The organism is Polaribacter sp. HA6-7 (assembly GCF_055693625.1).
Window position 1 is genome coordinate 481288 of the sequence record NZ_CM146338.1, and the last position, 25789, is coordinate 507076.

Here is a 25789-nt window from a genome sequence, read left to right on the forward strand (position 1 = left end):
AATGATGAGTCAAAAAATTCCGAAATTAACAGTTGTAGGGGCAGGCCCCGGAGATGTAGATTTAATCACATTAAAAGCTATTAAGGTTCTAAAATCTGCAGACGTAGTATTGTATGACGCCTTGGTAAATGAAGAGTTGTTAGATTATATCAACCCAAATGCAGAACAAATTTTTGTAGGTAAAAGAAGAGGTTGTTATAGGTATCAACAAGAACAAATTAATGACTTAATTGTAGCGAGAGCAAAATCTCATGGGCACGTGGTTCGTTTAAAAGGTGGTGATCCTTTTATTTTTGGTCGTGGTGCAGAAGAAATGGAATATGTAGCAAATTATGGAATAGAAACTGCAATGGTGCCTGGTATTTCATCTTCATTAGCAGTGCCAGCATATCAAAATATTCCCTTAACAAAACGTGGTAGTTCAGAAAGTTTTTGGGTTATTACAGGTACTACAAAAGAGCATAAATTATCTAATGATGTTGCATTAGCAGCAAAATCGAATGCTACAGTAGTGGTTTTAATGGGAATGGGTAAATTATCAGAAATAATTAAATTGTTTCAACAAGAAAATAAAAATAATTTACCTGTAGCAATCATTCAAAACGGTACAAGAACTAACGAAAAAGTTGGTATTGGAACTGTGGATACAATTGTAGAGATTGTAGAGAAAAGGGAATTGAGTAATCCTGCAATTATTATTTTAGGTGAAGTTGTTAACCATAGAGCAATTTTATCAGAAGTTAAGCAAGATTACTCTAGAGTTTTAATGCAATAATATATGCTGATGGAAAGAAATAATTTATATCCGATTTTTTTAAAAACTAAAAATTTAGAGGTTTTAATTGTAGGTGGTGGTTTTGTGGCAGAAGAGAAGCTTACATTTTTGCTAAAATCTAGTCCAGATGCAAATGTTACCATGGTTTCGCCAATGTTTAGATCAGGTACAATTTCTTTAGCAAAAACCGGAAATGTAAAGTTAATTAAGAAAAAATATAGCAGGCGGTATTTAAAAAAGAAACATATAGTTGTTGCAACTACAGATATTCCTGCAATAAATGAAACCGTTTACAAACATTGTAGAAAACGAAGTATTTTGGTTAATGTAGCAGATAATCCGCCTTTTTGCGATTTTTATATGGGAGGAATTGTAACTAAAGGAAACGTAAAAGTTGCAATTTCTACAAACGGAAAATCACCAACAACAGCTAAGAGGTTACGTCAGTTTTTTGAAGAAGTTATTCCGAGAAAACATAGATGATTTAGTAAAGAATTTAAACGAGTACAGAAAAACTATCAAAGGAGACTTTGAGGAAAAAGTAGAAAAGCTAAACGAATTCACAAAAAGTTTAGTAGAAAAATAAAATAGCTATTAACCTTTAGCTTTTGTAATAAGCAAAAGGCCAAAAGCGAAAAGTCAAAAGCAAACAATTATGATTACAACAGATATATTAATTATTGGTGCAGGACCAACAGGTTTATTTACAGTTTTTGAAGCAGGTTTATTAAAATTAAAATGCCATTTAATTGATGCTTTGCCACAACCAGGAGGTCAGTGTTCAGAAATTTATCCTAAGAAACCTATTTATGATATTCCTGCTTATCCAGAAATTTTAGCAGGAGATTTAACAACTAAATTATTAGAACAAACCAAACAGTTTGAACCAGGCTTTACCTTAGGAGAAAGAGCAGAAACAATAGACAAACAAGACGATGGTACTTTTATTGTAACAACCAATAAAGGAACAAAACATCATGCTAAAATAGTTGCAATTGCAGGTGGTTTAGGATCTTTTGAGCCTAGAAAACCAAAAATTGATAATTTAGAAAGTTTTGAAGATAAAGGTGTTGAGTATATTATAAAAGAACCAGAATTATACAGAGATAAAAAAGTTGTAATTTACGGTGGAGGAGATTCTGCTTTAGATTGGGCAATTTTCTTGTCTGATGTAGCATCAGAAGTAACTTTAATTCATAGAAGAAATGAGTTTAGAGGTGCTTTAGATTCTGTAGAAAAAGCACAAGAATTAAAAAACTTAGGCAAAATTAATATTATTACACCTGCGGAAGTTAAAGGCATTATTGGTAAAGATAAAGTAACAGGTGTTGCTGTAGAAAAGAAAGGCGAAGATGCTTTTATTATTGATACAGATCATTTTATACCGCTATTTGGGTTGTCACCAAAATTAGGGCCAATTGGTAATTGGGGATTAGAAATTGAGAAAAATGCTATAAAGGTTAACAATGCGTTAGATTATCAAACCAATATTCCGGGTATTTATGCAATCGGAGACGTAAATACATATCCGGGTAAATTAAAATTAATTTTATGTGGCTTTCATGAAGCAACTTTAATGTGTCAAAGTGCCTACAAAAGAATTTTTCCGGATAAAAAATATGTAATGAAATATACTACTGTTGGTGGTGTAGATGGTTTTGACGGAACAAGAAAAGAGGCACCAAAAGCTGTTGTAAAAGCAATAGAGTAGTCGGTTATCTGTTAGGTTTCCGTAACTTTGCAGACAATATTATTAAAAGTGAAGCAGATGCAAGACATCAACATAAAAATTACAGATAGAAATGGAGTAACACATGATGTAGTTGCACCAACAGATATGGCAATGAACTTAATGGAAGTTGTTCGTTCCTACGAGTTAGCAGAAGAAGGTACAATTGGTATTTGTGGTGGCATGGCAATGTGTGCATCTTGTCAATGTTACGTGAATTCTGAACATGATTTGCCAGAAATGACAGATGATGAAGATGCAATGTTGGCAGAAGCTTTTAATGTAGAAGACAATAGTAGATTAGGTTGTCAAATACAAATTACGCCGGAAATAGACGGTTTAGAAGTAGAATTGGCTCCGAATCTTAATTTATATATATGAATGAGGTTTCTGCAAATATAAAAGAACAAAACTATAGCATGTGTTTAAGAGATGCTGTAGAGGTTTTTACAAAAGAATTAATTAATTGCTTATTTGATACTAATTATAATAGTATTAATGGTGAAGCTACTAAAAATAAATTTTTAAAAATCTTAGAGAGATTATCTATTGAAAATGAGGCATGCTTTTGGCTAGATTTCGAAAAATCTTTTAAAGAAATTAGAAGAAAATTAGATTTAGATGCATTGGCGGCTTTAAATAGTGATCCTGCTGCAAAGAGTTTAAGAGAAATATATTTAGCTTATCCTGGTTTTTATGCAATTGCAGTGTATAGATTAAGTAATCAATTATTAAAACAAAAAATACCTGTTTTACCAAGAATGATGAGTGAATTTGCTCATAGCACAACAGGTACAGATATTCATCCAGGAGCACAAATTGGCGATTCTTTTTTTATTGATCATGCAACAGGTATAGTTATCGGAGAAACAACGGTTATAAAAAACAATGTTAAAATATTTCAAGGTGTAACTTTAGGAGGAATTCAAGTTAAAAAAAGCATGGCTTCTACCAAAAGACATCCAACAATAGAAAATAACGTAGTTATTTATGCAAATGCTACAATTTTAGGCGGAGATGTTGTTATAGGAGAAAATTCTGTTATTGGTGCAAATGTTTGTGTAACAGAAACTATTTTAGAAAATTCTGTTGTAACTGTGCAATCAGAAAATAAAATTTTTCAAAGAAATTAATTAAATGAAAACAAAAAGTATCATAGATTTTGTAGGTAATACACCATTAGTAGAAGCGCAAAATATCTTTAAAAAAGACGGTGTAAAGCTACTTTTAAAATTAGAAGGTAACAACCCGGGTGGAAGTGTAAAAGATAGAGCAGCTTATAATATGATTTCTGAAGCTTTAAGAAGAAAAAATATTAAGAAAGGAGACACTTTAGTAGAGGCAACAAGTGGTAATACCGGAATAGCATTGGCTCTTATGGCTAAAGTTTTAGGTGTAAATATGGTATTAGTTTTACCCGAAAACTCAACAGTAGAAAGAGTAAAAACGATGCGTGCATATGGCGCTAAAGTTATTTTAACTCCTGCGGATTTAGGTATTGAAGGATCTAGAGATTATGCTTTAAAATTAAAATATAAAAAAGGATATTTTAGATTGAATCAGTTTGATAATACAGATAATTCTAAAGCGCATTATAAAACAACGGGTCCGAGAGATTTGGAGAGATACAGAAGGAGAGGTAACACATTTTGTTGCTGCTATGGGAACTACAGGAACTATAATGGGAGTTTCTGATTATTTAAAAGAGCAAAATAAAGAAATTCAAATAGTTGGTGCTCAACCTGTAGATGGTGCAAAAATACCAGGAATTAGAAAATGGCCACAAGAATATTTACCTGCAATTTTTACAAGATCTAAAGTAGATCAGGTAATAGAAGTAAGTGAAGAAGAAGCAAAGGCGATGACACAAAGATTAGCATCCGAAGAAGGAATTTTTGCAGGTATGAGTAGTGGAGGATCTATAGCAACTGCTATAAAAGTTGCAGAAAAATTAGAAAAAGGAGTAGTAGTTGCAATTGTTTGTGATAGAGGTGATCGATATTTATCTTCAACCTTATTCGAAAAAGACTAACAAATATTTAAGTAACTTTTGTTATTTATAAGAATTATAAAAGCAAAAGTTATTTAAATTTTTAATATAATAATTCTACAAATAAATAAATAATGCGTTTATTTGTAGTTCAGTTCATAAACTTATTAATTACGTTATCACGAAAGGTAGAGGGATTAGACCCGATGAAGCCTTGGCAACCTCTCATTTTTATGAGAAAGGTGCTACATTCTACAAGTTTTTTCTAAACTTGACAGATAACAGCAAAGAATTTTACCTTTCCTGATGACATATATTGATAAAAATATCAAAAAATGTCAGAGATATACAAAGCTTTACAAGAACGAATTTTAGTTTTAGATGGTGCAATGGGCACAATGCTACAAGCTTATAAATTTACAGAAGAAGATTTTAGAGGAGAACGTTTTAAAGACTATCCTAGTCCGCTTCAGGGTAATAACGATCTATTGTCTATTACACAGCCAGAAGCTATAAAAACTATTCACGCAAAATATTTTGAAGCTGGTGCAGATATTATAGAAACCAATACTTTTTCTGGTACTACAATTGCAATGGCAGATTATCAAATGGAAGATTTAGTGTACGAGCTAAATTATCAATCTGCAAAAATTGCGAAAGAAGTTGCAAATCAATATACAGCAAAAGAACCACATAAACCTCGTTTTGTTGCAGGTTCTATAGGGCCAACCAATAGAACTGCAAGTATGTCTCCAGATGTTAACGACCCTGGTTTTAGAGCAGTAACTTTCGATCAATTAAGAATTGCTTACAAACAACAAGTAGAAGCCTTATTAGATGGTGGCGCAGATATTTTATTAGTAGAAACCGTTTTTGATACATTAAATGCAAAAGCAGCCTTATTCGCTATAGAAGAAGTAAAAACTGCTCGAAATATAGAAATTCCAACCATGTTAAGTGGTACAATAACAGATGCATCAGGTAGAACTTTATCCGGGCAAACTGCAGAAGCTTTTTTAATTTCTGTGTCTCACATTCCGTTGTTATCTGTAGGATTTAATTGTGCCTTAGGTGCCAATTTATTGCAGCCGCATTTAGAGGCAATAGCAAATAAAACAGACTTTGCAATATCTGCACATCCAAATGCAGGTTTACCAAATGCTTTTGGAGAGTATGATGAAACTCCTGAAGAAATGGGAGAACAAATAGAAGAGTATTTAAAAAAAGATTTGATAAATATTATTGGTGGCTGTTGTGGTACATCGCCGAACACATAAAAGTAATATCAAATTTAGCTTCAAAATATAAGCCACGTGAACTTTAATAAAGGTAGCCTAATGAAGATAAAACAAACAAAATATATGAAATTGTCCGGTTTAGAACCTTTAATTCTAAATGAAAACAGCAATTTTATAAATGTAGGAGAACGAACCAACGTAGCAGGATCACGCAAGTTTTTAAGACTTATTAAAGAAGAGAAATTTGATGAAGCTTTAGATATTGCAAGACATCAAGTAGACGGTGGTGCGCAGATTGTAGATATTAATATGGATGATGGTTTGATAGATGGAAAAGAAGCCATGGTTCGTTTTTTGAATTTAATAGCTGCAGAACCAGATATTTGTAGAGTTCCTATGATGATTGATAGTTCTAAATGGGAAATTATTGAAGCCGGTTTACAAGTTGTACAAGGAAAATGCGTTGTAAATTCTATTTCTTTAAAAGAAGGAGAAGAAAAATTTATTTGGGAAGCAACTCAAATAAAAAGGTACGGAGCCGCAGTAATTGTTATGGCTTTTGATGAAGTTGGACAAGCAGACAATTACGAAAGACGTATAGAAATAGCCAAACGCTCTTATGATATTTTAGTAAACAAAGTTGGTTTTGCATCCGAAGATATAATTTTCGATTTAAATATTTTTCCTGTGGCAACAGGTATGGATGAACATCGAAAAAATGCTATTGATTTTATAGAAGCAACGCGTTGGGTGCGTCAGAATTTAGAAAACGTTTCTGTAAGTGGAGGAGTAAGTAATGTGTCGTTTTCTTTTAGAGGAAATAATACTGTTAGAGAAGCAATGCACTCTGTTTTCTTGTATTATGCGATACAAGCAGGTATGAATATGGGAATTGTTAACCCAGCAATGTTAGAAGTGTATGATGATATTCCGAAAGATTTATTAGAACATATAGAAGACGTAATTTTAGATAGAAGAGAAGATGCTACCGAACGTTTATTAGATTTTGCAGAAACTGTAAAAGGAACCAAAAAAGAAAAAACTGTCGATTTATCTTGGAGAGAAAACCCTTTACAAGATAGAATTACGCACGCTTTAGTTAAAGGAATTGACGCATTTATTATTGAAGATGTAGAAGAAGCAAGACAACAAGCAGAAAAACCAATAGAGGTTATCGAAGGAAATTTGATGATTGGTATGAATGTAGTTGGAGATTTATTTGGTGCAGGAAAAATGTTTTTACCACAAGTTGTAAAATCTGCTCGAGTTATGAAAAAAGCGGTTGGTTATCTAAATCCTTTTATAGAAGCAGAAAAAGGCGAAGAACAAAAAGCATTAGGTAAAATATTAATGGCAACAGTAAAAGGAGATGTTCATGATATTGGTAAAAATATTGTTTCTGTTGTTTTAGGCTGTAACAATTACGAGATTGTAGATTTAGGAGTTATGGTTCCGCCAGAAAAAATTATTGAAGCTGCAAAAAGAGAAAATGTAGATGCAATTGGTCTAAGCGGATTAATCACTCCGTCGTTAGACGAAATGGTGTATTTAGCCAAAGAAATGGAACGTCAAAACTTTAAATTACCGTTATTGATTGGAGGTGCAACAACTTCTAAAGCGCATACAGCAGTTAAGATAGATACACAATATAAGAACGCTGTGGTTTATGTAAATGATGCTTCTAGAGCAGTAACTGTTGTTGGAGATTTGCTGAATAAAAAAACCAATAACGATTATGTAGCAAAATTAAAGAAAGATTATGATGAGTTTAGAACCAAGTTTTTAAAACGAGGTAAAGAGAAATCATACATTTCTATAAAAGAAGCTCGTACACGTAAATACAAAATTGATTGGCAAACTACTGAAATTGTAAAGCCAAAAGAATTAGGAATTCAGACTTTAGAACAGCTAAGTTTAAAAGAATTAGTGCCTTTTATAGATTGGAGTCCGTTTTTTAGAAGTTGGGATTTACATGGGAAATTTCCGGATATATTAACGGACGAGGTTGTAGGCGAGCAAGCAACAATAATGTACAAAGAGGCAAATGTTATGATTAATGAAATTATAGCAAATCAATCTTTAAAACCAAAAGCAATCTTTGGTTTGTTCGAAGCAAATACTATTAACGAAGATGATATTTCTGTACATAAAAAAGGAGGAGAAGAATTTGTTTTTAGAACTTTAAGACAGCAGTTAAATAAAAGAGAAGGTATACCAAACCATGCTTTAGCAGATTTTATTGCACCTAAAGGATCTGGTAAAAAAGATTTTATGGGTGCTTTTTGTGTCGGAATTTTCGGGGCACAAGAATTGGCAGAAAGTTATAAAGCTAAAGAAGATGATTATAATGCAATTATGGCGCAAGCAATTGCAGATCGTTTTGCCGAGGCTTTTGCAGAATATTTGCACAAACAAATTAGAACAAAACATTGGGGGTATGCTCTTGATGAAAAATTGTCTAATGATGATTTAATTAAAGAAAATTACAAAGGTATTCGTCCGGCGCCAGGTTACCCTGCTTGTCCAGATCATTTAGAAAAAGAAACAATATGGAACTTACTTAATGTAGAAGAACAAATAGGTGTTAAACTTACAGAAAGTTTGGCAATGTGGCCTGCAGCTGCTGTTTCTGGTTATTATTTTGCAAATAAAGAAGCTAAATATTTTGGTTTGGGTAAAATAACAGACGATCAAGTTACAGATTATGCACAACGTAAAGGAATTTCGAAACAAAAAGCTAGAAAATGGTTGCATCCAAATTTAGCAGAAGAGTAAGCCTGCGTTAGCGATTGTAGTGACATCCTTTTTTAAGGAACGAGAAAAAGATATAACGAAAAGCGCGACCTGAAAGGGAACGCCCAAAAGAAATAATTAATTAACAATTAATTTTATTTAAACTAACAACTAATAAAAGAAGAAATAAGAGTTTTGCAGTAAATATTAAAAAAATGAAAAAACATAGAATTGAAATAGTTTTCTTTCTAAGGCTTTTAACATTAACTGTAACTGCATTAACAATAGCTTATTTCATCTAGAATACTGAATAAATTCAGGAACGATGAAGATTACAGATCATATTAAAGAAGCCAACGGAAAAACATTATTTTCATTTGAAATTATTCCGCCAAAAAAAGGAAATAATATTCAAGAATTATACAACAACATAGATCCTTTAATGGAGTTTAAACCTCCGTTTATAGACGTAACAACTTCAAGAGAAGAATACGTTTATATAGATAAAGGTAACGGTTTGTTAGATAGAAAAATTACTAGAATGCGACCAGGTACAGTTGGTATTTGTGCTGCAATTAAACATAAATATGATGTAGATACTGTGCCACATGTACTTTGTGGTGGCTTTAGTAAAGAGGAAACTGAGTATGTTTTGGTAGATTGCCATTATCTTGGTATTGATAATGTTATGGCGTTAAGAGGAGACGCGATGAGCCATCAAAAGTATTTTGAACCAAATAAAGACGGAAATCATTATGCAAAAGATTTGGTTTCTCAAATTCAGGATTTAAACTGCGGAAAATATTTACACGAGGTTGTAGAGGCGTCTAATAAATCTGACTTTTGTATTGGTGTTGCAGGATATCCAGAGAAACATTTAGAATCACCATCTTTACAAACCGATTTAAAACGATTAAAAGAAAAGGTTGATGCTGGGGCAGATTATGTTGTAACTCAAATGTTTTTTGATAATCAGAAATATTTTGAATTTGTTGCAGCAGCCAAAAATGCAGGTATAAATGTGCCTATTATACCAGGAATTAAACCCATTGCAGTTAAACGTCACTTACAGTTATTGCCACAAGTTTTTAAAATTGATTTACCGGAGCCTTTAATTACTGCTATAGAAGATTGTAGTAATAACAAAGCTGTTAGACAAGTTGGTATTGAGTGGGCAATACAACAATCTAAAGAATTGTTAGCTGCAGGTGTGCCTGTTTTACATTATTATTCTATGGGAAAAAGTGATAATGTACAAGCTATTGCTACTGAACTTTTTTAAAGTTTTAAAATTTTTATATCTTTAAAAGGTGCTAGTTTTAGATGAAGAATTATTAATTTTTGATTTGAAATGGCTTGATTTATAACATAATCTATATTTGTAAGCATAAAGACTATTGATAGACTAATAGTAAAAAGTAATTTTTTTGAAATATAGAAAGTAAAATTTTTGTTTACTTTTGCAGTACAAAATTAGAAATAAGAACTTTTAAAATATAAAAAAATGGCATTAGAAATAACAGACGCAAATTTTGAAGAGGTAGTATTAAAATCTGATAAACCAGTATTAGTAGATTTTTGGGCTGCTTGGTGTGGACCTTGTAGAATGGTTGGGCCAATTGTAGATGAAATTCATACTGAATATGACGGTAAAGCTGTTGTAGGTAAAGTAGATGTAGATGCAAACCAAGAATTTGCAGCTAAATATGGTGTTAGAAATATACCAACTGTTTTAATATTTAAAAACGGAGAAGTTGTAGATAAGCAAGTAGGTGTTGCACCTAAAAACGTTTACACAGGTAAAATTGATGCTGCTATATAAGTAGTATTAACATATTAAATAAGATAAAGGTTTGGCTAACGTCAAACCTTTTTTTATTTTGGTAGTATGGTAAATTCATCCGAAGTTAAATCATCAGAAATAAAAAACTTAGACATTCTTGCAAGACAAGTTGTAGAAGGTTTTATAACAGGTATTCATAAAAGTCCTTTTCATGGGTTTTCTGTAGAATTCTCTGAACATAAGCTATACAATAAAGGCGAAAGTACAAGACATATAGATTGGAAGTTATTTGCTAAAACCGAAAAATTATACACCAAAAAATACGAAGAAGAAACAAATTTAAGATGTCATATTATTATTGATAATTCTGCTTCTATGCATTATCCTGTCGTAAAAAAACAGACTATAAATAGTTTAAACAAAGTTGGCTTTTCTGCAATTGCCGCTGCTGCTTTAATGGAGATTCTTAAGAGGCAAAGAGATGCAGTTGGTTTAAGTATTTATTCTGATGTTTATGAATATTACGCGCCAGAGAAAGGAAGTGATCGACATCGAAAAATGCTTTTACATCAATTAGAGCAATTATTAACAACTACTTCTAAAAATACTACAGAAACGTATAAATTTCTTCATGAAATTGCAGAAAAGATTCATAGAAGATCTTTAATTTTTGTTTTTACAGATATGTTTCAGCCAAATAAACAGAATGATTCTTTATTTGAAGCACTAAAACATCTAAAATATAATAAACATGAGGTTGTTTTGTTTCATACTTATGATCAAAAAACTGAATTTGATTTTAATTTCGATAATTCTCCAAAAAAATTTATTGATATAGAAACTGGTCAAGAAATTAATGTTTTTGCAGAAAATGTTCAGGAAAAATACCAGGAATTAGTAAATGAGTATTTTAAAAATCTAAAAAACAAATGTTTACAGTATAAGATAGATTATGTTCCGGTAGATATTAATAAAGGTTTTAATGATGTTTTAACTGCTTATTTAATCAGTAGAAAAAAAATATTTAATTTTTTTAAAAAATGCTTGCAGATATTAAAAACTGTGTTATATTTGCAACCGCTAAGAGCAACGGTCTGGTAGTTCAGCTGGTTAGAATACCTGCCTGTCACGCAGGGGGTCGCGGGTTCGAGTCCCGTCCGGACCGCAAAAAGCATCTCAATTTTGAGATGCTTTTTTCATTTTAGAATATTTTGTGAATTCTACCCCAACCAACCTTCTCTGTCTAAACTTCGATATTGTATTGCTTCTGCAATATGATCTGGTGCTATTTCTTCAGTATTGGCTAAATCTGCAATTGTTCTCGAAACTTTTAAGATTCTATCGTAAGCTCCGGCAGACAGATTTAATTTTTCCATAGCAGTTTTTAAAAGGGTTTTGCTTTCTTGAGAAAGTTTACAAAATTGTCTTATTTGTTTCACGTTCATTTGAGCGTTATAATGAATGTTCTCAAAATCTTTAAATCTTTTAGATTGTAACTCTCTAGATGCAGTTACTCGCTTTCTAATCTCTACAGAAGATTCACCTTTTCTTTCTTCTGATAATTTATCAAAAGGAACCGGTGTAACTTCTATATGAATGTCTATTCTATCTAATAATGGACCGGAAATTTTACTTAAATATCGTTGCATTTCTTGCGGAGTAGAAGTCATGGGTGAGTTAGGGTCATTAAAAAAACCACTCGGACTAGGATTCATGCTAGCTACCAACATAAAACTACAAGGATAAGTTACTGTAAATTTAGCTCTAGAAATGGTAACGTCTCTATCTTCTAGTGGTTGACGCATAACTTCTAAAACATCTCTTTTAAATTCTGGTAATTCATCTAAAAAAAGAACACCATTATGAGAAAGAGAAATTTCTCCTGGTCTTGGATATTGTCCGCCACCTACTAATGCAACATTTGAAATTGTATGATGTGGGCTTCTAAATGGTCTTTGGTATAAAAGACCTTCATTTTTAGTTTTACCCACTACAGAATGTATTTTTGTGGTTTCTAATGCTTCATGCAATGTCATTGGTGGTAAGATAGAAGGCAATCGTTTTGCAAGCATTGTTTTTCCGGATCCTGGTGGTCCAATTAGAATAATGTTGTGGCCACCAGCGGCTGCAATTTCCATGCAACGTTTTATGGATTCTTGTCCTTTTACATCCGAAAAATCAAATTCAGGAAATCGATATTTTTGTAAAACTCTGCGCGCGTATCTACAATTGTAGGTTCAATTTTTTCATCATCATTAAAATGATTGATAACTTCAAGAATGTTCTCTACACCTAAAACTTCTAAATTATCTACTATTGCTGCTTCTTTTGCGTTTTCTTTCGGAAGAATTAAGTACTTATAACCTTCTTCTCTCGCTTTTATTGCAATAGGTAATGCTCCTCTTATGGGTTGTAAACTTCCGTCTAGAGAAAGTTCTCCCATAATTATGTATTCGTTTATGTTTGGTGATTTAATTTGATTAGAAGCGGCAAGAATACCTACAGCCAATGTTAAATCATAAGCAGCTCCTTCTTTACGAATATCTGCAAGAGCCATGTTTATAATGATTTTTTTACCAGGAAGTTTATAGTTATTGTTATTTAATGCTGCTGAAATTCGGTAAGAACTTTCTCTAACAGCGTTGTCCGGCAAACCCACTAAATGGTAGCCAATACCTTTGTCTATATTTACTTCTACGGTAATTGTAGTTGCCTCAATACCAAAAACGGCTGAGCCATAAACTTTTACAAGCATACTTTTTTCTTTAAATATAAAGAAAAAAGTATGCTTTAGTTTTTTATTTATGCAGAGTTTCTACTTGCGTTAATATTTCCAAATAAAGAACGCATCACCATTTTCTCATATACTTCTAATTTTTCTGAGTTTTCATCAGAATTTTGAAGTTCTTGAATTTGTTTTAAAGCAAATTGCTGAATTGTAAGAAGTGGTAAAACAATCTGTTCTCTAATTTCTATAGAAGCTTTTCCAACTGGAAAGTTTTCCATTAAATCTTTGTGACCAGTAAGTTTTAAAAGTAGCCTTTTGGTTGTCTTGTATTCTTCGTAAATTAGTTTCAGAAATCACCAAATTCTTTATCGTTAGCCATGTATGCTGTCAATTCGAAAAATGATTTTGTTAAACTCATCATACTGTTTTCTAGCAAGGTTTTAAAGAAGTCAGATTCATTGTAGAATGCAATTACTTCATCAAATCTATCTGCATCTTCATATTTCTTTAAAGCAGTTCCTACTCCAAAAAATCCTGGTACGTTTTGTTTTAACTGGCTCCAGCTTCCAACAAAAGGAATTGCTCTAAGAGCAGAGAAGTCTAATTTATCAGAACCACCACGTTTACTTGGTCTACTACCAATGTTGGTTTTAGCATAGTATTTTAACGTACTCATTTTTTCTAAGTACGGTAAAAACTGCGGATGATTTTTAAAGTCGACATAAGTTTGGTAGCTGGTAGCTGCCATGTCTTCTATTAATTCTCTATTTTTTTCGTTTAATTGATCTTTTGTAAAAATATCATTTTTAATACCGAACTTAATAATTGCTCTAAGTTGTATTGTGCAGAATTTTCTGTACCAAAATTTGAACTAATCGTTTGGCCTTGTATTGTTAGTTGAATTTCTTTGTCTTCTATTGTTGGTCCTAAAGATGCGTAAAATTGGTGTGTTTTTCCACCACCACGTGCAGGAGGTCCTCCACGTCCGTCAAAGAATATTACTTCAATATCAAATTCTCTAGAAACTTTTGTTAATGCTTCTTTTGCTTTAAAAATTCCCCAATTTGCCATTAAATATCCACCATCTTTTGTTCCATCAGAAAAACCTAACATTATAGTTTGTTTGTTTTTTCTCTTTTCTAAATGATATCTATACGTTCTATTACTATACAATTTACGCATTACTTCTTCTGCGTTTTGTAAATCTTCTACTGTTTCAAAAAGCGGAATAACATCTACTGGTAATTCATTTTCAAAGCCACAAAGGTTAAGCATTGCAAATGTTTCCATAACATTTAATGCGGTTTGATTGTTACTTATAATGTAACGGTTTGCACCTCTTTCTCCGTTTCTTTTTTGAATTTCTTTTAAAGCATAAATAGATTCTATTGTACTTACAGAAGTTTCATCGCTTAAAGATTTTGGATCGATGCTTCCTTTAACAACAGATAAAATTTCTATTTGTTCATCTTCTGGTAAATGTTCGTAGTTTTTAGGAAAAGTAGTATCGCCAGTTTCTTGTAAATCTTTAACAATTTGAGTAAAAGCTTTATGATGCACTCTACTGTCTTGTCTAATATCTAGAGTTGCAAAATGGAAACCAAAAATTCTAACTTTGTTAATAAAATCATCTAATTCTTCTATAAATAAAGATTGATGTTTTGTTTCTACAATTTTTCTTGCCTCTGCAAGTTCTTGTAGTAATATGCCTTGAGAAAAGTTTACTTTGCTATAACTTCTTACAACGTGTTTGTAAAGTCGCTTTTCAATCTTAGTTAAAATCTCTTGAACGCCATCAAAAGTAAAACGTCTTTTAAGTTTTCTAACATCTCTATAATAACTTCTTAAAACAGATTGTCTTAACCTTTCTGCAACGTCTAAAGTTATTTGAGTTGTTACAAATGGGTTACCATCTCTATCACCACCAGGCCAAAAACCAAGATCTATAATTTCGTTATCCATCGGATTTCCGTCATAGATATTGTTTTGAATGTAGTTGTATATTTTACTTACAGAATGGTAAAAGACATTTTCTAAATACCAAATTAAACTTACAGCTTCATCAAAAGGTGTTGGTTTCGATTTTTTATAAAAAGGCGTTTTACCTAATTGTGCTAAAAGTTTTTTAATTAAAAGCAAGTCGTCATTTTGAATTGCTTTGTCTAAATCTGTAATAATACCTAAAACAGAACCTGGGTAAAATTGTGTTGGATGCGCAGTTAAAACAACTCGAACTTTAAATTCTTCTAAATAAGCTTTTAATGCTTCTTTCTTTTCACCTAAAATGGCAGTTTCTTTAGAGTTTCTTAGTGTACCAACTCCATCCATATTATTAACAACAGGAAAAGCGGCGTCTTCTATAGCGTCAAACAATACAACTTGTCTTTCTATATATTGTATAAAACGAAATAATAAATCTGTTTTTTCTTTTTCTGAAGGATTTTCTTGGTATTTGCTAAAAAAAGCATCTACAATTTCTGTAGGATTTTTACCCTCTTGAAAACCTTTTTTACATAACTCATTAAACAATGGCAATAAAACACCGGTATTATTTATGGTGTCGAATGGCAAAGTCATAAAAATACTGTTGTAAATTTGATATTTAGACAATACGTTTTCGTTAAAACGAGCTAGCTTAGGTAATCCTGACATATTCTATTATTTTTATAGAGTAAATCTACAAAAAAGCAAGGTTTCAGAACTTAGGTTTTTACTAATAATTAACAAAAAAATTACGAAAACGATATAAATTTTATGTTTTTTTGATGAATATAGAATTTATTGTTTATTCAAGAAATATGGCTGAATTCTATTTTCTATACATTGAAGATTCCATCTTGTTGGGTCGTTCTTGTATCTAAAACCCTTTAAATAGTAGTTGTTTTGATAATTGTTGTAATCATCATAAATAAATTCTGATGGCTTTTTATCAATATTTAGAAAATTGATAGCCATTATTTTGTTTTCGATATCTTCTACATTAAGTGTTACAAAATCAAAAGAATTTAAGTTTAATTTAGAATTCAGTTTATAAAAACTATTTGGGTTGTTGCTAAAACTATTAATTGTATAAATACTTGTTGGTGCTTTTGTTACTTTGATATCTTTATCTTGAGAAAAGATAAGGTTGCTGATTAGCATAAATATTGTTAAAAAGAAAAGTTTTGCTTTCATGATTAAAATGTTAGTTTTCAAAATAATAGCATCAATTTGTATACCGAATTCTAATTTTTGAAATTATAAATTCCTTTTTCTAACCAATTTTTATACGTTTCTATGTCTGTATATTGCTGTGGTGAGTTTAAAATTTCTAAATTGGCATTCATCAAAATATAATAAGGTTGCGATGCGTTTTTAAAATTTACAACCTGAAATGTAGACCATTTATCACCGTAAGTTTTAATCTTTTTTATTTTACCGTTTGCTTTTTTAAAACTGAATTGATCTGCTTCTGGCAACTTCTTTTCATTGTCATCTACATACAACGAAATTAGAATATAATCTTCTTTTAAAATATTATAAATTGATGGATCGCTCCATACGTTTTCTTCCATTTTACGGCAATTTACACATGCCCAACCTGTAAAATCTAATAAAATAGGTTTGTTAGTTTCTTGTGCAGCCTTTAAACCTTCGTCAAAATCTTTATAACAATCTAAACCTAAAGGACAATCTGATTCTTGCTGATAAATACTGTAAAATTGAGGTGGAGGAAAACCACTTAAAGCGCTTAAATTCCAAGTAGGATTTTTAAATGTTCCCGGAATTAAATAGATCACAAAAGCAAAAACTAAGACTCCAAAAGAAATTCTAAAAAAAGACAATTTCTTAAGAGGAGAATCGTGTGGGAATTTAATTTTACCGAATAAATAAAGTGCTAAACCAATAAAAATAGCAATCCAAATTCCTATAAAAATTTCACGTTTTAAAATTTCCCAATGACCAACTAAATCAGAATTTGATAAAAATTTAAAAGCAAAAGCCAATTCTAAAAAACCAAGAATAACTTTGGTTGTATTTAACCAACCGCCGATTTAGGCAAGGCGTTTAACAAGTTAGGAAACAATGCAAATAAAGCAAAAGGTAAAGCCAAGGCGAGTCCGAAACCAGTCATACCAGCAGAAAGCTGAAAAGCAGGATTGCCAACTGTACCTAAAGAACCTGCTAACAAAGAACCTAAAATTGGACCAGTACAAGAAAATGAAACAATAGCTAAAGTTAATGCCATAAAGAAAATGCCAATAAAACCACCAATGTTGGATGCATCATCCATTTTATTTCCCCAAGAGCTTGGTAACGTTATTTCATAAAAACCAAAAAAAGATAAAGAGAAAAATACCAAAATGATAAAAAAGAAGATGTTTAACCAAATATTGGTTGAAATTGTATTTAAAATACTTGGGTCTAAGCCATCAATTAAGTGAAAAGGCACACTTAAAAGCATGTAAATTATCACGATAAACAATCCGTATAAAATTGCGTTAAAAATACCTTTACTTTTACTTTGAGATTGTTTTGTAAAAAATGATACTGTTAAAGGTATCATAGGGAAAACACAAGGTGTTAAAAGTGCTAATAAACCACCAATAAAACCTAAAAGAAATATATTCATTAAAGAGCTACCATCGTTATTATCTAATGTAGTATCTGTTTTAAGTAGTTCTGTGTTTTTTAAATTTAATTTTAACTTTTCGGTTAATTTTCTGCTTTTTTCATCTAAAATAATTTCCTCTTTTTCTAGAGTTTTACCATTTAAAGAAAATGAGAAAGAATCTTCTATTTGAATACATGCTTGTTTACAAACTTGCCCGTAAATTTCTAAAGTTATATTATCAATATTTGTATCTTCTACTAAAATACGTTGTGTAATGGTAGCTTTATTCTTAAAGAAAATTTCTTCTTTTTCCCAAACTTCAGAATATTCTTTAGCCGTTTCACTTTCTTTCGCTTTGCCAACTAATTTATATCCTTTTTTACCTTCAGGAATTACAATTTCTAAAGCTTGTGATGCATCTTCTCGGATTGTATTGCGAATATAAATGCCAATCTTTTAAGATTTTTGCAGTAAAAACAGCATCGTATTCTGTATCAGAAATTTTCTGTATTGATGTTTGCCAAACTAAAGGATTGTCTTCTGTTTGTGAATTTGCAAAAACAGTAAAACATAATGTAAGCAGTAAAAATAGTTTTTTCATTTTTCGGTAAATCTCCTATTTTAGAGATGATTAAATGGGTTTGTATCAATAATAGATATTGATATTTAATTTTTTAAAAATACGTAAACCTTTTATAAAAGGCTAATTTTTATAAGAGAAGCATCGTTAGAAAATGTTAAAAATCTGTTGTCTTGCCTTTTTCCAATTATCCAAATAATTTCATCGGAACCATTACACAAAAGCCAAGTGTTGTTTTTTTCTAATAAAGACATTTTTTCGTCTTTAAAATACTTACTCAGTTTCTTTTTTCCTTGCATTCCTGCCGGATAAAAATAGTCGCCATTTTGCCATTTTCTTACAACTAAAGGAAATTGTAAATGCTTTTTAGAAACGTAAATTGTATTTTTATTTTTTGTTGATTTTTCTACCAAATGCTCTAAAGTTAAATGAATAGGTTCTAAAATTTCAGCATCCTTTTCATTAATCTTAAAAGTCTTTTGTTCTGAGGTCGAAAAATCTCTTTCAGACAAAATTAAAAATTCTCTATCTTTTAATAAAACATGTGTTTTAGAAAAAACTTGTTTACCAGATTGCGCTTTTAGCAAGTTGTAAACATCGTTAAATTCAGTAAAATTATAATTTTCTAAAAGTTGATATAAATAAGCTTTTGGGTTTTTTAATTGCTGAATTTTACCAATATTAATTTTAAATGACTTCTTATCATCTAAATATTTGATAACATCTTTAGAAACAATTTCAATTCTATCTTTAATAATTTCTTTACTCTCTTGTAAATTTGCTACAGTTTTAGAAAATGTTGCTAATATATTCGGATTTATTTCCTTTAAAACCGGTAAAACTTGATGCCTTATTTTATTACGAACATATTTTGTAGAAGCGTTGCTTTTATCTTCTCGCCAAGAAATATTATTAGAGGTAGCAAAGTTTAGAATTTCATCTCTAGAAAACTGTAAAAAAGGACGAACGATAGAATTATTTATTTCTCGAATTCCTGTAAACCCATCTAAACCGGAGCCTCGCGTTAAATTAATTAGAAAAGTTTCTAAATTATCATCTGCATGATGGGCAGTTAACACATAATCGAAATTGTGTTTTTTACTTAATTCTTTAAACCAATTATATCTAAGATTTCTCGCGGCAATTTGTGTAGATTCTTTATTTTGTTGTGCTATTTTTTCAGTTTCAAAAGAAATGCTGTGGCAATCAATTTGTAATTTTTCGGCTAGGTTTTTTACAAATTCTTCATCTAAATCACTTTCTAAATTTCTTAATTTAAAATTGCAATGCGCTAAAGAAATATTAAAATTTAATGTTGCTAATAAATGGGTTAATACAACAGAATCTATGCCTCGAAAATGGCAATCAATAGCTTTTTATCCTTTAAAAAAGGAAGTTTACTATTTATATGATTAGATAATTTTTGACGCATAACAATTTTAAAAATACGTAATTTATTGCTGTTTTCTTAACCAAACTCTAATGTCTTTTCTTAAAGAAACCTCTGGTTTTGGTAACGGAATTGTTTTACCAAACTGTTTACTTCTGTTAAATTTAGAAAACGTAACTTTTAGTTGTTTCCATTCTGCAGGATACAGTTCTAAAAACTTATTAAACATATTTTGTTCTGTTGGTGTTTCTGATAAACTCTCTAAAGTTTTCTGAAAAAGTTCTTCTTTGTTAAATATCATAATAAGTATATTTTTGGTATTACTGGGCGTTTAGTAAAACGTATTTCATTGCTTTTGCTTTAAGCAAGCATTCTTCATATTCGTTTTCTACAATAGATTTTGCAGTAATTGCACCACCAACAGAATATGAAACGTATTTTTTCTTCGTTGTATAGAATACTTCTAATAACAACATTAAAATCGAAATCGTTTTCTCGGCGTAAAATAACCAATTGCGCCCGAATATAAACCTCTTTTGGTTTCTTCTAAGTCTTCTATAATTTGCATTGCAGAAACTTTTGGTGCGCCTGTCATGCTTCCCATAGGAAAAGTGCTTCGTAAAACTTCTACCGGATGCATTAAATCTGTATCTATATTAGAGACTACCGTAGATATCATTTGATGCACTTGTTTAAAAGAATACACTTTACATAATTCTTCAACCTTTACAGAGCCTTTAGTTGCAGTTTTAGAAAGATCGTTTCTAACCAAATCTACAATCATTACATTTTCTGCACGTTCTTTTTCATCTCTCATTAAATTTCGTGCAATTTTCTCATCATCAATTTGGCTAATTAATCGTTTTGCGGTTCCTTTTATAGGTTGCGAAATTATTTTACTGCCTTCCTTTTTAATATATCTTTCCGGTGATGAACACAAAGCATATTGATTTTCTACCTTTAAATAAGCAGCAAATGGTGGCTCAGAAATATCGTTTAAATGCTTGTAAACTTGCAACGGATTTATAGTAGCGTTTTCAGCATAAAATTCCTGACAAAAATTAGCTTCATAAATATCACCTCTTTTAATATGTTCTAAAACTTTTGATACTTTTTGATGATACTCATCTTTATGAATTCGTAATTTTATTTTGATGTCGTTTTTAGAATTTTCAAAAACTGAAGGATTAATATCTTTAATCGTTTTAAAGTCGTCTTCAATTTCATCATCAACCATTTTTAAATAATGAAATTCAACGGAATTTTCTTTTATAAAAACTAATTTTTGAGGTTGAAAAAAATACAAATCGGCAAAACCTAAATTGTCTAAATTTTCAGACTTTAAATGCTCAACATCATTTTTTACATCATAAGAAATATACCCAAAAATATAATCTTTTGTTGTAGTATGATATTCTTTTAATTTATCAAATGCGTTGGTGTAATCTGTTTTTATAGATGTAAACTCTTCAACAGCCAAAGCGCTATTAAAACTAGTATATGTTTGGTTATAGTTATTAGAATCTAACCAAAGTGCTGTTTCAAATTGTTGAGACCAACACAGTAAATTTTGTTTAAAAGTAGCGATGTTTTCAATAGAAAAAGTACGAACAGTTCTTTGCATAATTAATGCAAAAATACAATTCTTATTGTTTAGAAATAGAAATTTTTATGCAGATTTATTGGCTAAAAAGTTTTACCAAATGTAAGCTGAATTGGCACTGCAACACCAGGAGTTATTTGTAAAAATGTTTCCGTTAGAGTAGTGCATAATTCTAAATTCTGCATTGTATTGTCGTTTTTTTCCGAAGAAAAAACCAAGTCCCATTGTGTCTTGATATGTAATTTTTGGGCCGGTATTAAGGTTGTCTAAATTTCCTTTTGTTAAAAATGTTGGTCCGATAAGCGAGTAATTTGCATACATATCAAACTTATTTCTTCTTAAAAGATAAAAACGCATCGACGGAAAAATTGAAAAAGCAAGCACTTTCTCGTTGGTGGCTTCTGTATTAAACGCAGTTATACTTGCGCCCCAATCTAAAGAGAATATTTTTTCTGTTCTAAAAAGTAATTGTTGGTAGGTAATTGAAAAAGAATTGGCTGCCTTAACTTCGCCAACCCAAAATACTGGTATGCCGAAACTTTCGAAGTTACCAACCTTTAAACTCATACCAAAAAACCGATTGACACCAAAGCCAATTTTACTTGTTCCGTAACTAACTTGTAGCATGTTTTTAGGAAAAAAATGACCATTTTTGCGAAATTTATCAGCTTTTTCTTCGGATAATTTGTTGATATGGTATTCGAAACCTAAAGTTACTTGAGATATAGAAGGTTGATTTTCTTTTGTTGATTTTGGTAAGAATGTTCCGTTTAAATTCAACTTCCATTTTTTGTTCAATTTATAGTTAAATCCAAAGCCATAAAGAAAGCTTGCATAATGCGCATCAGAGTATACAACTTCATCATTTATAGAAAATCCTACTCTGGTTACGTTGGCAATTCCGCTCTCAGCAAAAAAAGATAATTTATCATTTAAGTTTATATTTTTCTTTAAAGACAAAGACCAAGCATTTATCCAAACGCTGTTATGATAGCCAACATTGTTTACGTTTGTGTATTGAAACCAAGAAGCAGGTCTTAATGTACCAAATTGAACCGCTAAATCGGGTAAGATTTTATAACCTAGTAGCAATCGTCCGAAAAAAATGTTTTTAGCAAACGTGTCTGTTTGGTAACCCTCTTTTAAATTATTATTAGAAAAAGGATAAAAAATTCCGCCAAAATTAATACTATAATATGCTTTTGATAAAAAGGAGTTTGGTTGTGTTTTGAAATCTGTATTTTCTTGAGCGTTAATGGATAAACTTGCTAAGAAAAATAATAGCATAAAAAGTTTCTTTTTCATTTTATAAAAATAGGAAACTTTTAAACATAAAAAAAGCACCTAAATATTAGGTGCTTTTTTTATGAATGTCTGTAATTAAAAATACAGTTTTATGCATTTAACGGTTTACCGTCCCAAGCAGCTTTTGCAGCTTCTTTAACAGCTTCAGAATATGTTGGATGACCATGACAAATTCTAGCTAAATCTTCTGCAGATGCTCTATATTCCATAGCTACTGCAGCTTCCATAATTAAATCTGCAACACGTGCACCAACCATGTGTACACCCAAAATTTCGTCTGTATTTTTATCTGCTAAAACTTTAACAAAACCATCAATATCACCACTAGCTCTAGATCTACCCAAAGCTCTCATAGAAAATTTACCGGACTTGTAATCTACTTTAGCATCTTTTAATTCTTGTTCTGTTTTACCAACAGCAGCAACTTCGGCCAAGTATAAACAATACCCGGAATTAAATTATAATCGATATGTGGTTTTTCACCAGCTAAAAATTCTGCAACAACTACACCTTCTTCTTCTGCTTTATGTGCTAACATTGCACCTTTAACTACATCTCCAATTGCGTAAATATTAGGTACATTTGTTTGTAAATGATCATTTACAGCAACTTGTCCGCGTTCGTTAACTTCTACACCAACTTTTTCTAAACCTAAACCTTCTGTGTATGCTTTTCTACCAACAGCAACTAAACAATAATCTCCGGTAAAAGTAACTTCTTCTCCTTTTTTGTTGTTTGCCTTAACAGTAACTTCTTCTCCGTTTCTTTCTACAGAAGTTACACCATGACTTACAGCAAATTTAATACCCTGTTTTTTAAGAACTTTTTGTAATTCTTTAGAAACATCAGCATCCATAGTTGGTGTGATTTTTGGAGCATATTCTATAACCGTTACATCTGCGCCTAAACGCTTGTAAACAGAACCTAACTCTAAACCAATAACACCACCACCAATTACTAATAAATGTTTAGGTACTTCGTTTAATTTTAAAGCTTCTGTAGATGTAATTACACGTTCTTTATCTAACGTAATAAATGGTAACGTAGAAGGTTTAGAACCTGTAGCAATAATAATATCGGTACCTTCTATCACTTCTGATGTACCGTCGTTTTTAGCAATGTTAACATGAGTTTTGTCTACAAAAGAACCCAATCCTTCAAAAACATCGATGTCATTTTTATCCATAAGGTATTTGATTCCGCCTGTAGTTGTTTCTACAACTTTAGCTTTTCTATCTACCATTTTACCAAAATCGAAAGATGGTTTTTCAACAGAAATACCGTGTTCTTCAAAATGATGAACTGCATCGTAATAATGATGAGAAGAATCTAATAAAGCTTTAGAAGGTATACAACCAACATTTAAACAGGTACCACCCAAAGTTGAATATTTTTCTATAATTGCTACTTTTTTGCCTAATTGAGAAGCTCTAACTGCAGCTATATATCCTCCAGGACCAGAACCAATTACAATAATATCATATTTCATAAGTAAGTTTATTTTGTGTTTTTTGCAACCTAATGCTTTGTTTTTTAATAATAATTGACAAAAATACGGATATTTTCATAAAATAAAGTAATAATTTAGTAGTTTTACAGTATAAAATATTCTTAAAATTTACAGATGAAAACCCTAAAAAAAATATTAGTTTTTCTATTAGTTGTGCTTGTAATTGCTCAGTTTTTTGGTCCAGAAAAAACGATGGTGAAATGACTTCTGTAGCTGCTTTTGTGTCAGAAACAAATCCGCCAGAAGATGTTAAAAAATTATTAGAAACAACTTGTTATGATTGCCATTCAGATAAAACAGTTTATCCTTGGTACAGTAACATTACACCTGTAAATTATTGGTTAGACGATCATATTAAAGACGGTAAAAAGCATTTAAACTTTTCTAAATGGAGTTCTTATTCTTTAAAAAAGAAAGAACATAAAATGGACGAACTTTACGAAGAAGTAGAAAAAGGAGAAATGCCATTAGATTCTTATACTTGGACGCATGCCGATGCAAATCTTACGCAAGAGCAAATTAATGCTGTTGTTACTTGGGGTAAAAAGGTACAAGCCGATTATAAACTTCAAATGAATTCTAAATAATTGCAAAATAACACTGTTTTAATTATTGGTGCTGTTTGGGTAGAACCTAATTCTTCTGCTGCAGGCAAAAGAATGTTGCAGTTAATTGACCAGTTTTTAGAAAAAGAATATCACATAACTTTTGCATGTGCGGCACAAAAAAGTGAAAAAGCATTAGATTTAAAATCTTTAGGTGTAGAAGAAGTTTTTATCGAGCTTAACAATATTTCTTTTGATGCTTTTGTAAAGAAACTTAAACCCAATATAGTTTTATTTGATCGATTTATGATCGAAGAACAATTTGGTTGGCGTGTTGCAGAACATTGTCCGAATGCAATTACAATTTTAGATACAGAAGACTTGCATTGTTTGCGTAAAACCGGAGAGTTTTGTGTTAAAAAGGAGCTTCCTTTTTCAGTTTCAGAACTTTTAAAACAAGACATTACAAAGAGAGAAATTGCATCTATTTTAAGATGCGATTTGTCTTTAATTATTTCTACTTATGAAATGGAATTGCTAAAAGATGTCTTTAAAATACCTTCTAATGTGATTCTGTATTTACCTTTTATGTTTGAAGAAATAGATGCCTTACAAACAGAAAAGTGGCAGCATTTTACAGAAAGAGAACATTTTATATTTATCGGAAATTTTTTTCATAAACCAAATGTTGATGCAGTTTTAACTTTAAAAAAAGAAATTTGGGCAAAAGTTAGAAAACAACTTCCTAAGGCAGAGTTACATATTTATGGTGCCTATGTTACCCAACAAATACAAGAATTAAATAATAAAGAAGAAGGTTTTTTAATTAAAGGATTTGCAAAGGATGCAAATAATGTAGTTAAAAATGCCAAAGTAGTTTTGGCTCCTTTAAATTTTGGTGCAGGTATAAAAGGCAAATTAACAGAAGCGATGCTTTGCGGTACGCCAAGTGTAACAACAAGTATTGGTGCAGAAGGAATGGCAAATAATTTTGAGTGGAATGGTTTTATAGAAGACGATTATACTGATTTTGCAAACAAAGCTGTTCTACTTTATAATGATGAGTCAACTTGGAAGAATTCTCAGCAAAAAGGAATTGATATTATTAACTCTATTTACAGTAAAAAGAAAAATGGAGTAGTTTTGTCAAGTAAAATTCAAGAAATTCAACAAAATTTAGAGAAACATAGGGCTTCTAATTTCTTTGGAAGCTTGTTGCAACATCAAACTTTACAGTCAACAAAATATATGAGTAAATGGATTGAAGCTAAGAATAGTAACTAGCA

At 30.9% G+C, this 25789-nt stretch carries 15 protein-coding genes, 1 tRNA gene, 8 pseudogenes and 1 riboswitch; of the genes and pseudogenes, 14 read left to right on the plus strand and 10 right to left on the minus strand.

What is annotated here, in order from left to right; genetic code table 11:
- Window positions 1-4 precede the first annotated feature (4 nt).
- The 12 genes and pseudogenes from cobA to ACZ1HD_RS02750 all read left to right on the plus strand — a co-directional run bounded on the left by cobA (window position 5) and on the right by ACZ1HD_RS02750 (window position 11413).
- Window positions 5-775, plus strand: a complete 771-nt coding sequence (cobA, locus tag ACZ1HD_RS02695) for a uroporphyrinogen-III C-methyltransferase (protein WP_472689254.1) — start codon at window positions 5-7, stop codon at window positions 773-775.
- A gap of 9 nt (window positions 776-784) precedes the next feature.
- A pseudogene (locus tag ACZ1HD_RS02700) lies at window positions 785-1361 on the plus strand (precorrin-2 dehydrogenase/sirohydrochlorin ferrochelatase family protein).
- A 69-nt stretch (window positions 1362-1430) separates the two neighbouring features.
- The gene (locus ACZ1HD_RS02705) at window positions 1431-2486 is read left to right on the plus strand and encodes an NAD(P)/FAD-dependent oxidoreductase (RefSeq protein WP_472688583.1); all 1056 of its coding nucleotides are present in this window, start codon (window positions 1431-1433) and stop codon (window positions 2484-2486) included.
- A 57-nt stretch (window positions 2487-2543) separates the two neighbouring features.
- Complete coding sequence (locus ACZ1HD_RS02710) at window positions 2544-2885, plus strand: 2Fe-2S iron-sulfur cluster-binding protein (protein WP_472689255.1); 342 nt, start codon at window positions 2544-2546, stop codon at window positions 2883-2885.
- Window positions 2882-3637: a serine O-acetyltransferase EpsC gene (gene epsC / locus ACZ1HD_RS02715; protein WP_079738117.1), complete on the plus strand. Its 756-nt coding sequence runs from the start codon at window positions 2882-2884 to the stop codon at window positions 3635-3637. The genes ACZ1HD_RS02710 and epsC overlap by 4 nt, the downstream gene beginning before the upstream one ends.
- Before the next feature lie 4 nt (window positions 3638-3641).
- Window positions 3642-4536: pseudogene (gene cysM, locus ACZ1HD_RS02720) on the plus strand (cysteine synthase CysM).
- 131 nt (window positions 4537-4667) lie between these two features.
- Window positions 4668-4779: riboswitch (SAM riboswitch) on the plus strand.
- 50 nt (window positions 4780-4829) lie between these two features.
- Window positions 4830-5818 (plus strand): annotated as a pseudogene (locus tag ACZ1HD_RS02725) (homocysteine S-methyltransferase family protein).
- A gap of 13 nt (window positions 5819-5831) precedes the next feature.
- Complete coding sequence (metH, locus tag ACZ1HD_RS02730; protein ID WP_472688584.1) at window positions 5832-8507, plus strand: methionine synthase; 2676 nt, start codon at window positions 5832-5834, stop codon at window positions 8505-8507.
- Window positions 8508-8790: 283 nt separating this feature from the next.
- On the plus strand, window positions 8791-9747 hold the full coding sequence (gene metF / locus ACZ1HD_RS02735; RefSeq protein WP_472688585.1) for a methylenetetrahydrofolate reductase [NAD(P)H]: 957 nt from the start codon (window positions 8791-8793) through the stop codon (window positions 9745-9747).
- Between the two features lie 222 nt (window positions 9748-9969).
- Window positions 9970-10287, plus strand: coding sequence for a thioredoxin (gene trxA / locus ACZ1HD_RS02740; RefSeq protein WP_036783166.1), 318 nt, complete (start codon window positions 9970-9972; stop codon window positions 10285-10287).
- Window positions 10288-10353: 66 nt separating this feature from the next.
- A complete protein-coding gene (locus ACZ1HD_RS02745) occupies window positions 10354-11349 on the plus strand; it encodes a DUF58 domain-containing protein (protein ID WP_472688586.1) in 996 nt (331 codons plus the stop codon).
- Window positions 11340-11413, plus strand: a tRNA-Asp gene (locus ACZ1HD_RS02750). Before ACZ1HD_RS02745 ends, ACZ1HD_RS02750 begins: the two co-directional genes overlap by 10 nt.
- Window positions 11414-11468: 55 nt before the next feature.
- Here the strand turns inward: ACZ1HD_RS02750 and ACZ1HD_RS02755 are convergent.
- The 10 genes and pseudogenes from ACZ1HD_RS02755 to lpdA form a co-directional block, all read right to left on the minus strand.
- A pseudogene (locus ACZ1HD_RS02755) lies at window positions 11469-13003 on the minus strand (YifB family Mg chelatase-like AAA ATPase).
- 47 nt (window positions 13004-13050) lie between these two features.
- A complete protein-coding gene (locus ACZ1HD_RS02760) occupies window positions 13051-13326 on the minus strand; it encodes a phosphoenolpyruvate carboxylase (RefSeq protein WP_472689256.1) in 276 nt (91 codons plus the stop codon).
- Window positions 13323-15628, minus strand: a pseudogene (locus ACZ1HD_RS02765) (phosphoenolpyruvate carboxylase). Before ACZ1HD_RS02765 ends, ACZ1HD_RS02760 begins: the two are co-directional and overlap by 4 nt.
- A 126-nt stretch (window positions 15629-15754) precedes the next feature.
- Window positions 15755-16171, minus strand: coding sequence for a hypothetical protein (locus ACZ1HD_RS02770; RefSeq protein WP_472688587.1), 417 nt, complete (start codon window positions 16169-16171; stop codon window positions 15755-15757).
- Window positions 16172-16200: 29 nt separating this feature from the next.
- Window positions 16201-18171: pseudogene (locus tag ACZ1HD_RS02775) on the minus strand (protein-disulfide reductase DsbD family protein).
- 92 nt (window positions 18172-18263) lie between these two features.
- On the minus strand, window positions 18264-19520 hold the full coding sequence (gene tilS, locus ACZ1HD_RS02780) for a tRNA lysidine(34) synthetase TilS (RefSeq protein WP_472689257.1): 1257 nt from the start codon (window positions 19518-19520) through the stop codon (window positions 18264-18266).
- A gap of 84 nt (window positions 19521-19604) precedes the next feature.
- A complete protein-coding gene (locus tag ACZ1HD_RS02785) occupies window positions 19605-19841 on the minus strand; it encodes a hypothetical protein (RefSeq protein WP_079738128.1) in 237 nt (78 codons plus the stop codon).
- A gap of 19 nt (window positions 19842-19860) precedes the next feature.
- Window positions 19861-21164, minus strand: a pseudogene (locus ACZ1HD_RS02790) (anthranilate synthase component I family protein).
- A 72-nt stretch (window positions 21165-21236) separates the two neighbouring features.
- Complete coding sequence (locus ACZ1HD_RS02795) at window positions 21237-22448, minus strand: acyloxyacyl hydrolase (RefSeq protein ID WP_472688588.1); 1212 nt, start codon at window positions 22446-22448, stop codon at window positions 21237-21239.
- A gap of 89 nt (window positions 22449-22537) precedes the next feature.
- A pseudogene (lpdA, locus tag ACZ1HD_RS02800) lies at window positions 22538-23937 on the minus strand (dihydrolipoyl dehydrogenase).
- Window positions 23938-24158: 221 nt separating this feature from the next.
- On the opposite strand from lpdA, the gene ACZ1HD_RS02805 reads away from it, so the two are divergent.
- Window positions 24159-24545, plus strand: a complete 387-nt coding sequence (locus ACZ1HD_RS02805) for a heme-binding domain-containing protein (RefSeq protein WP_472688589.1) — start codon at window positions 24159-24161, stop codon at window positions 24543-24545.
- Entirely contained in the window at window positions 24546-25787 is a 1242-nt protein-coding gene (locus ACZ1HD_RS02810; RefSeq protein WP_472688590.1) for a glycosyltransferase, read from the plus strand. It begins immediately after the preceding gene.
- Window positions 25788-25789 lie beyond the last annotated feature (2 nt).

Bases quoted from the DNA above. Each gene is read 5' to 3' on its own strand.
- cobA (WP_472689254.1), top strand. From the start codon at position 5: ATGAGTCAAAAAATTCCGAAATTAACAGTTGTAGGGGCAGGCCCCGGA.
- ACZ1HD_RS02705 (WP_472688583.1), top strand. From the start codon at position 1,431: ATGATTACAACAGATATATTAATTATTGGTGCAGGACCAACAGGTTTA.
- ACZ1HD_RS02710 (WP_472689255.1), top strand. From the start codon at position 2,544: ATGCAAGACATCAACATAAAAATTACAGATAGAAATGGAGTAACACAT.
- epsC (WP_079738117.1), top strand. From the start codon at position 2,882: ATGAATGAGGTTTCTGCAAATATAAAAGAACAAAACTATAGCATGTGT.
- metH (WP_472688584.1), top strand. From the start codon at position 5,832: ATGAAGATAAAACAAACAAAATATATGAAATTGTCCGGTTTAGAACCT.
- metF (WP_472688585.1), top strand. From the start codon at position 8,791: ATGAAGATTACAGATCATATTAAAGAAGCCAACGGAAAAACATTATTT.
- trxA (WP_036783166.1), top strand. From the start codon at position 9,970: ATGGCATTAGAAATAACAGACGCAAATTTTGAAGAGGTAGTATTAAAA.
- ACZ1HD_RS02745 (WP_472688586.1), top strand. From the start codon at position 10,354: ATGGTAAATTCATCCGAAGTTAAATCATCAGAAATAAAAAACTTAGAC.
- ACZ1HD_RS02785 (WP_079738128.1), bottom strand. From the start codon at position 19,841: ATGATATTTAACAAAGAAGAACTTTTTCAGAAAACTTTAGAGAGTTTA.
- ACZ1HD_RS02795 (WP_472688588.1), bottom strand. From the start codon at position 22,448: ATGAAAAAGAAACTTTTTATGCTATTATTTTTCTTAGCAAGTTTATCC.
- ACZ1HD_RS02805 (WP_472688589.1), top strand. From the start codon at position 24,159: ATGACTTCTGTAGCTGCTTTTGTGTCAGAAACAAATCCGCCAGAAGAT.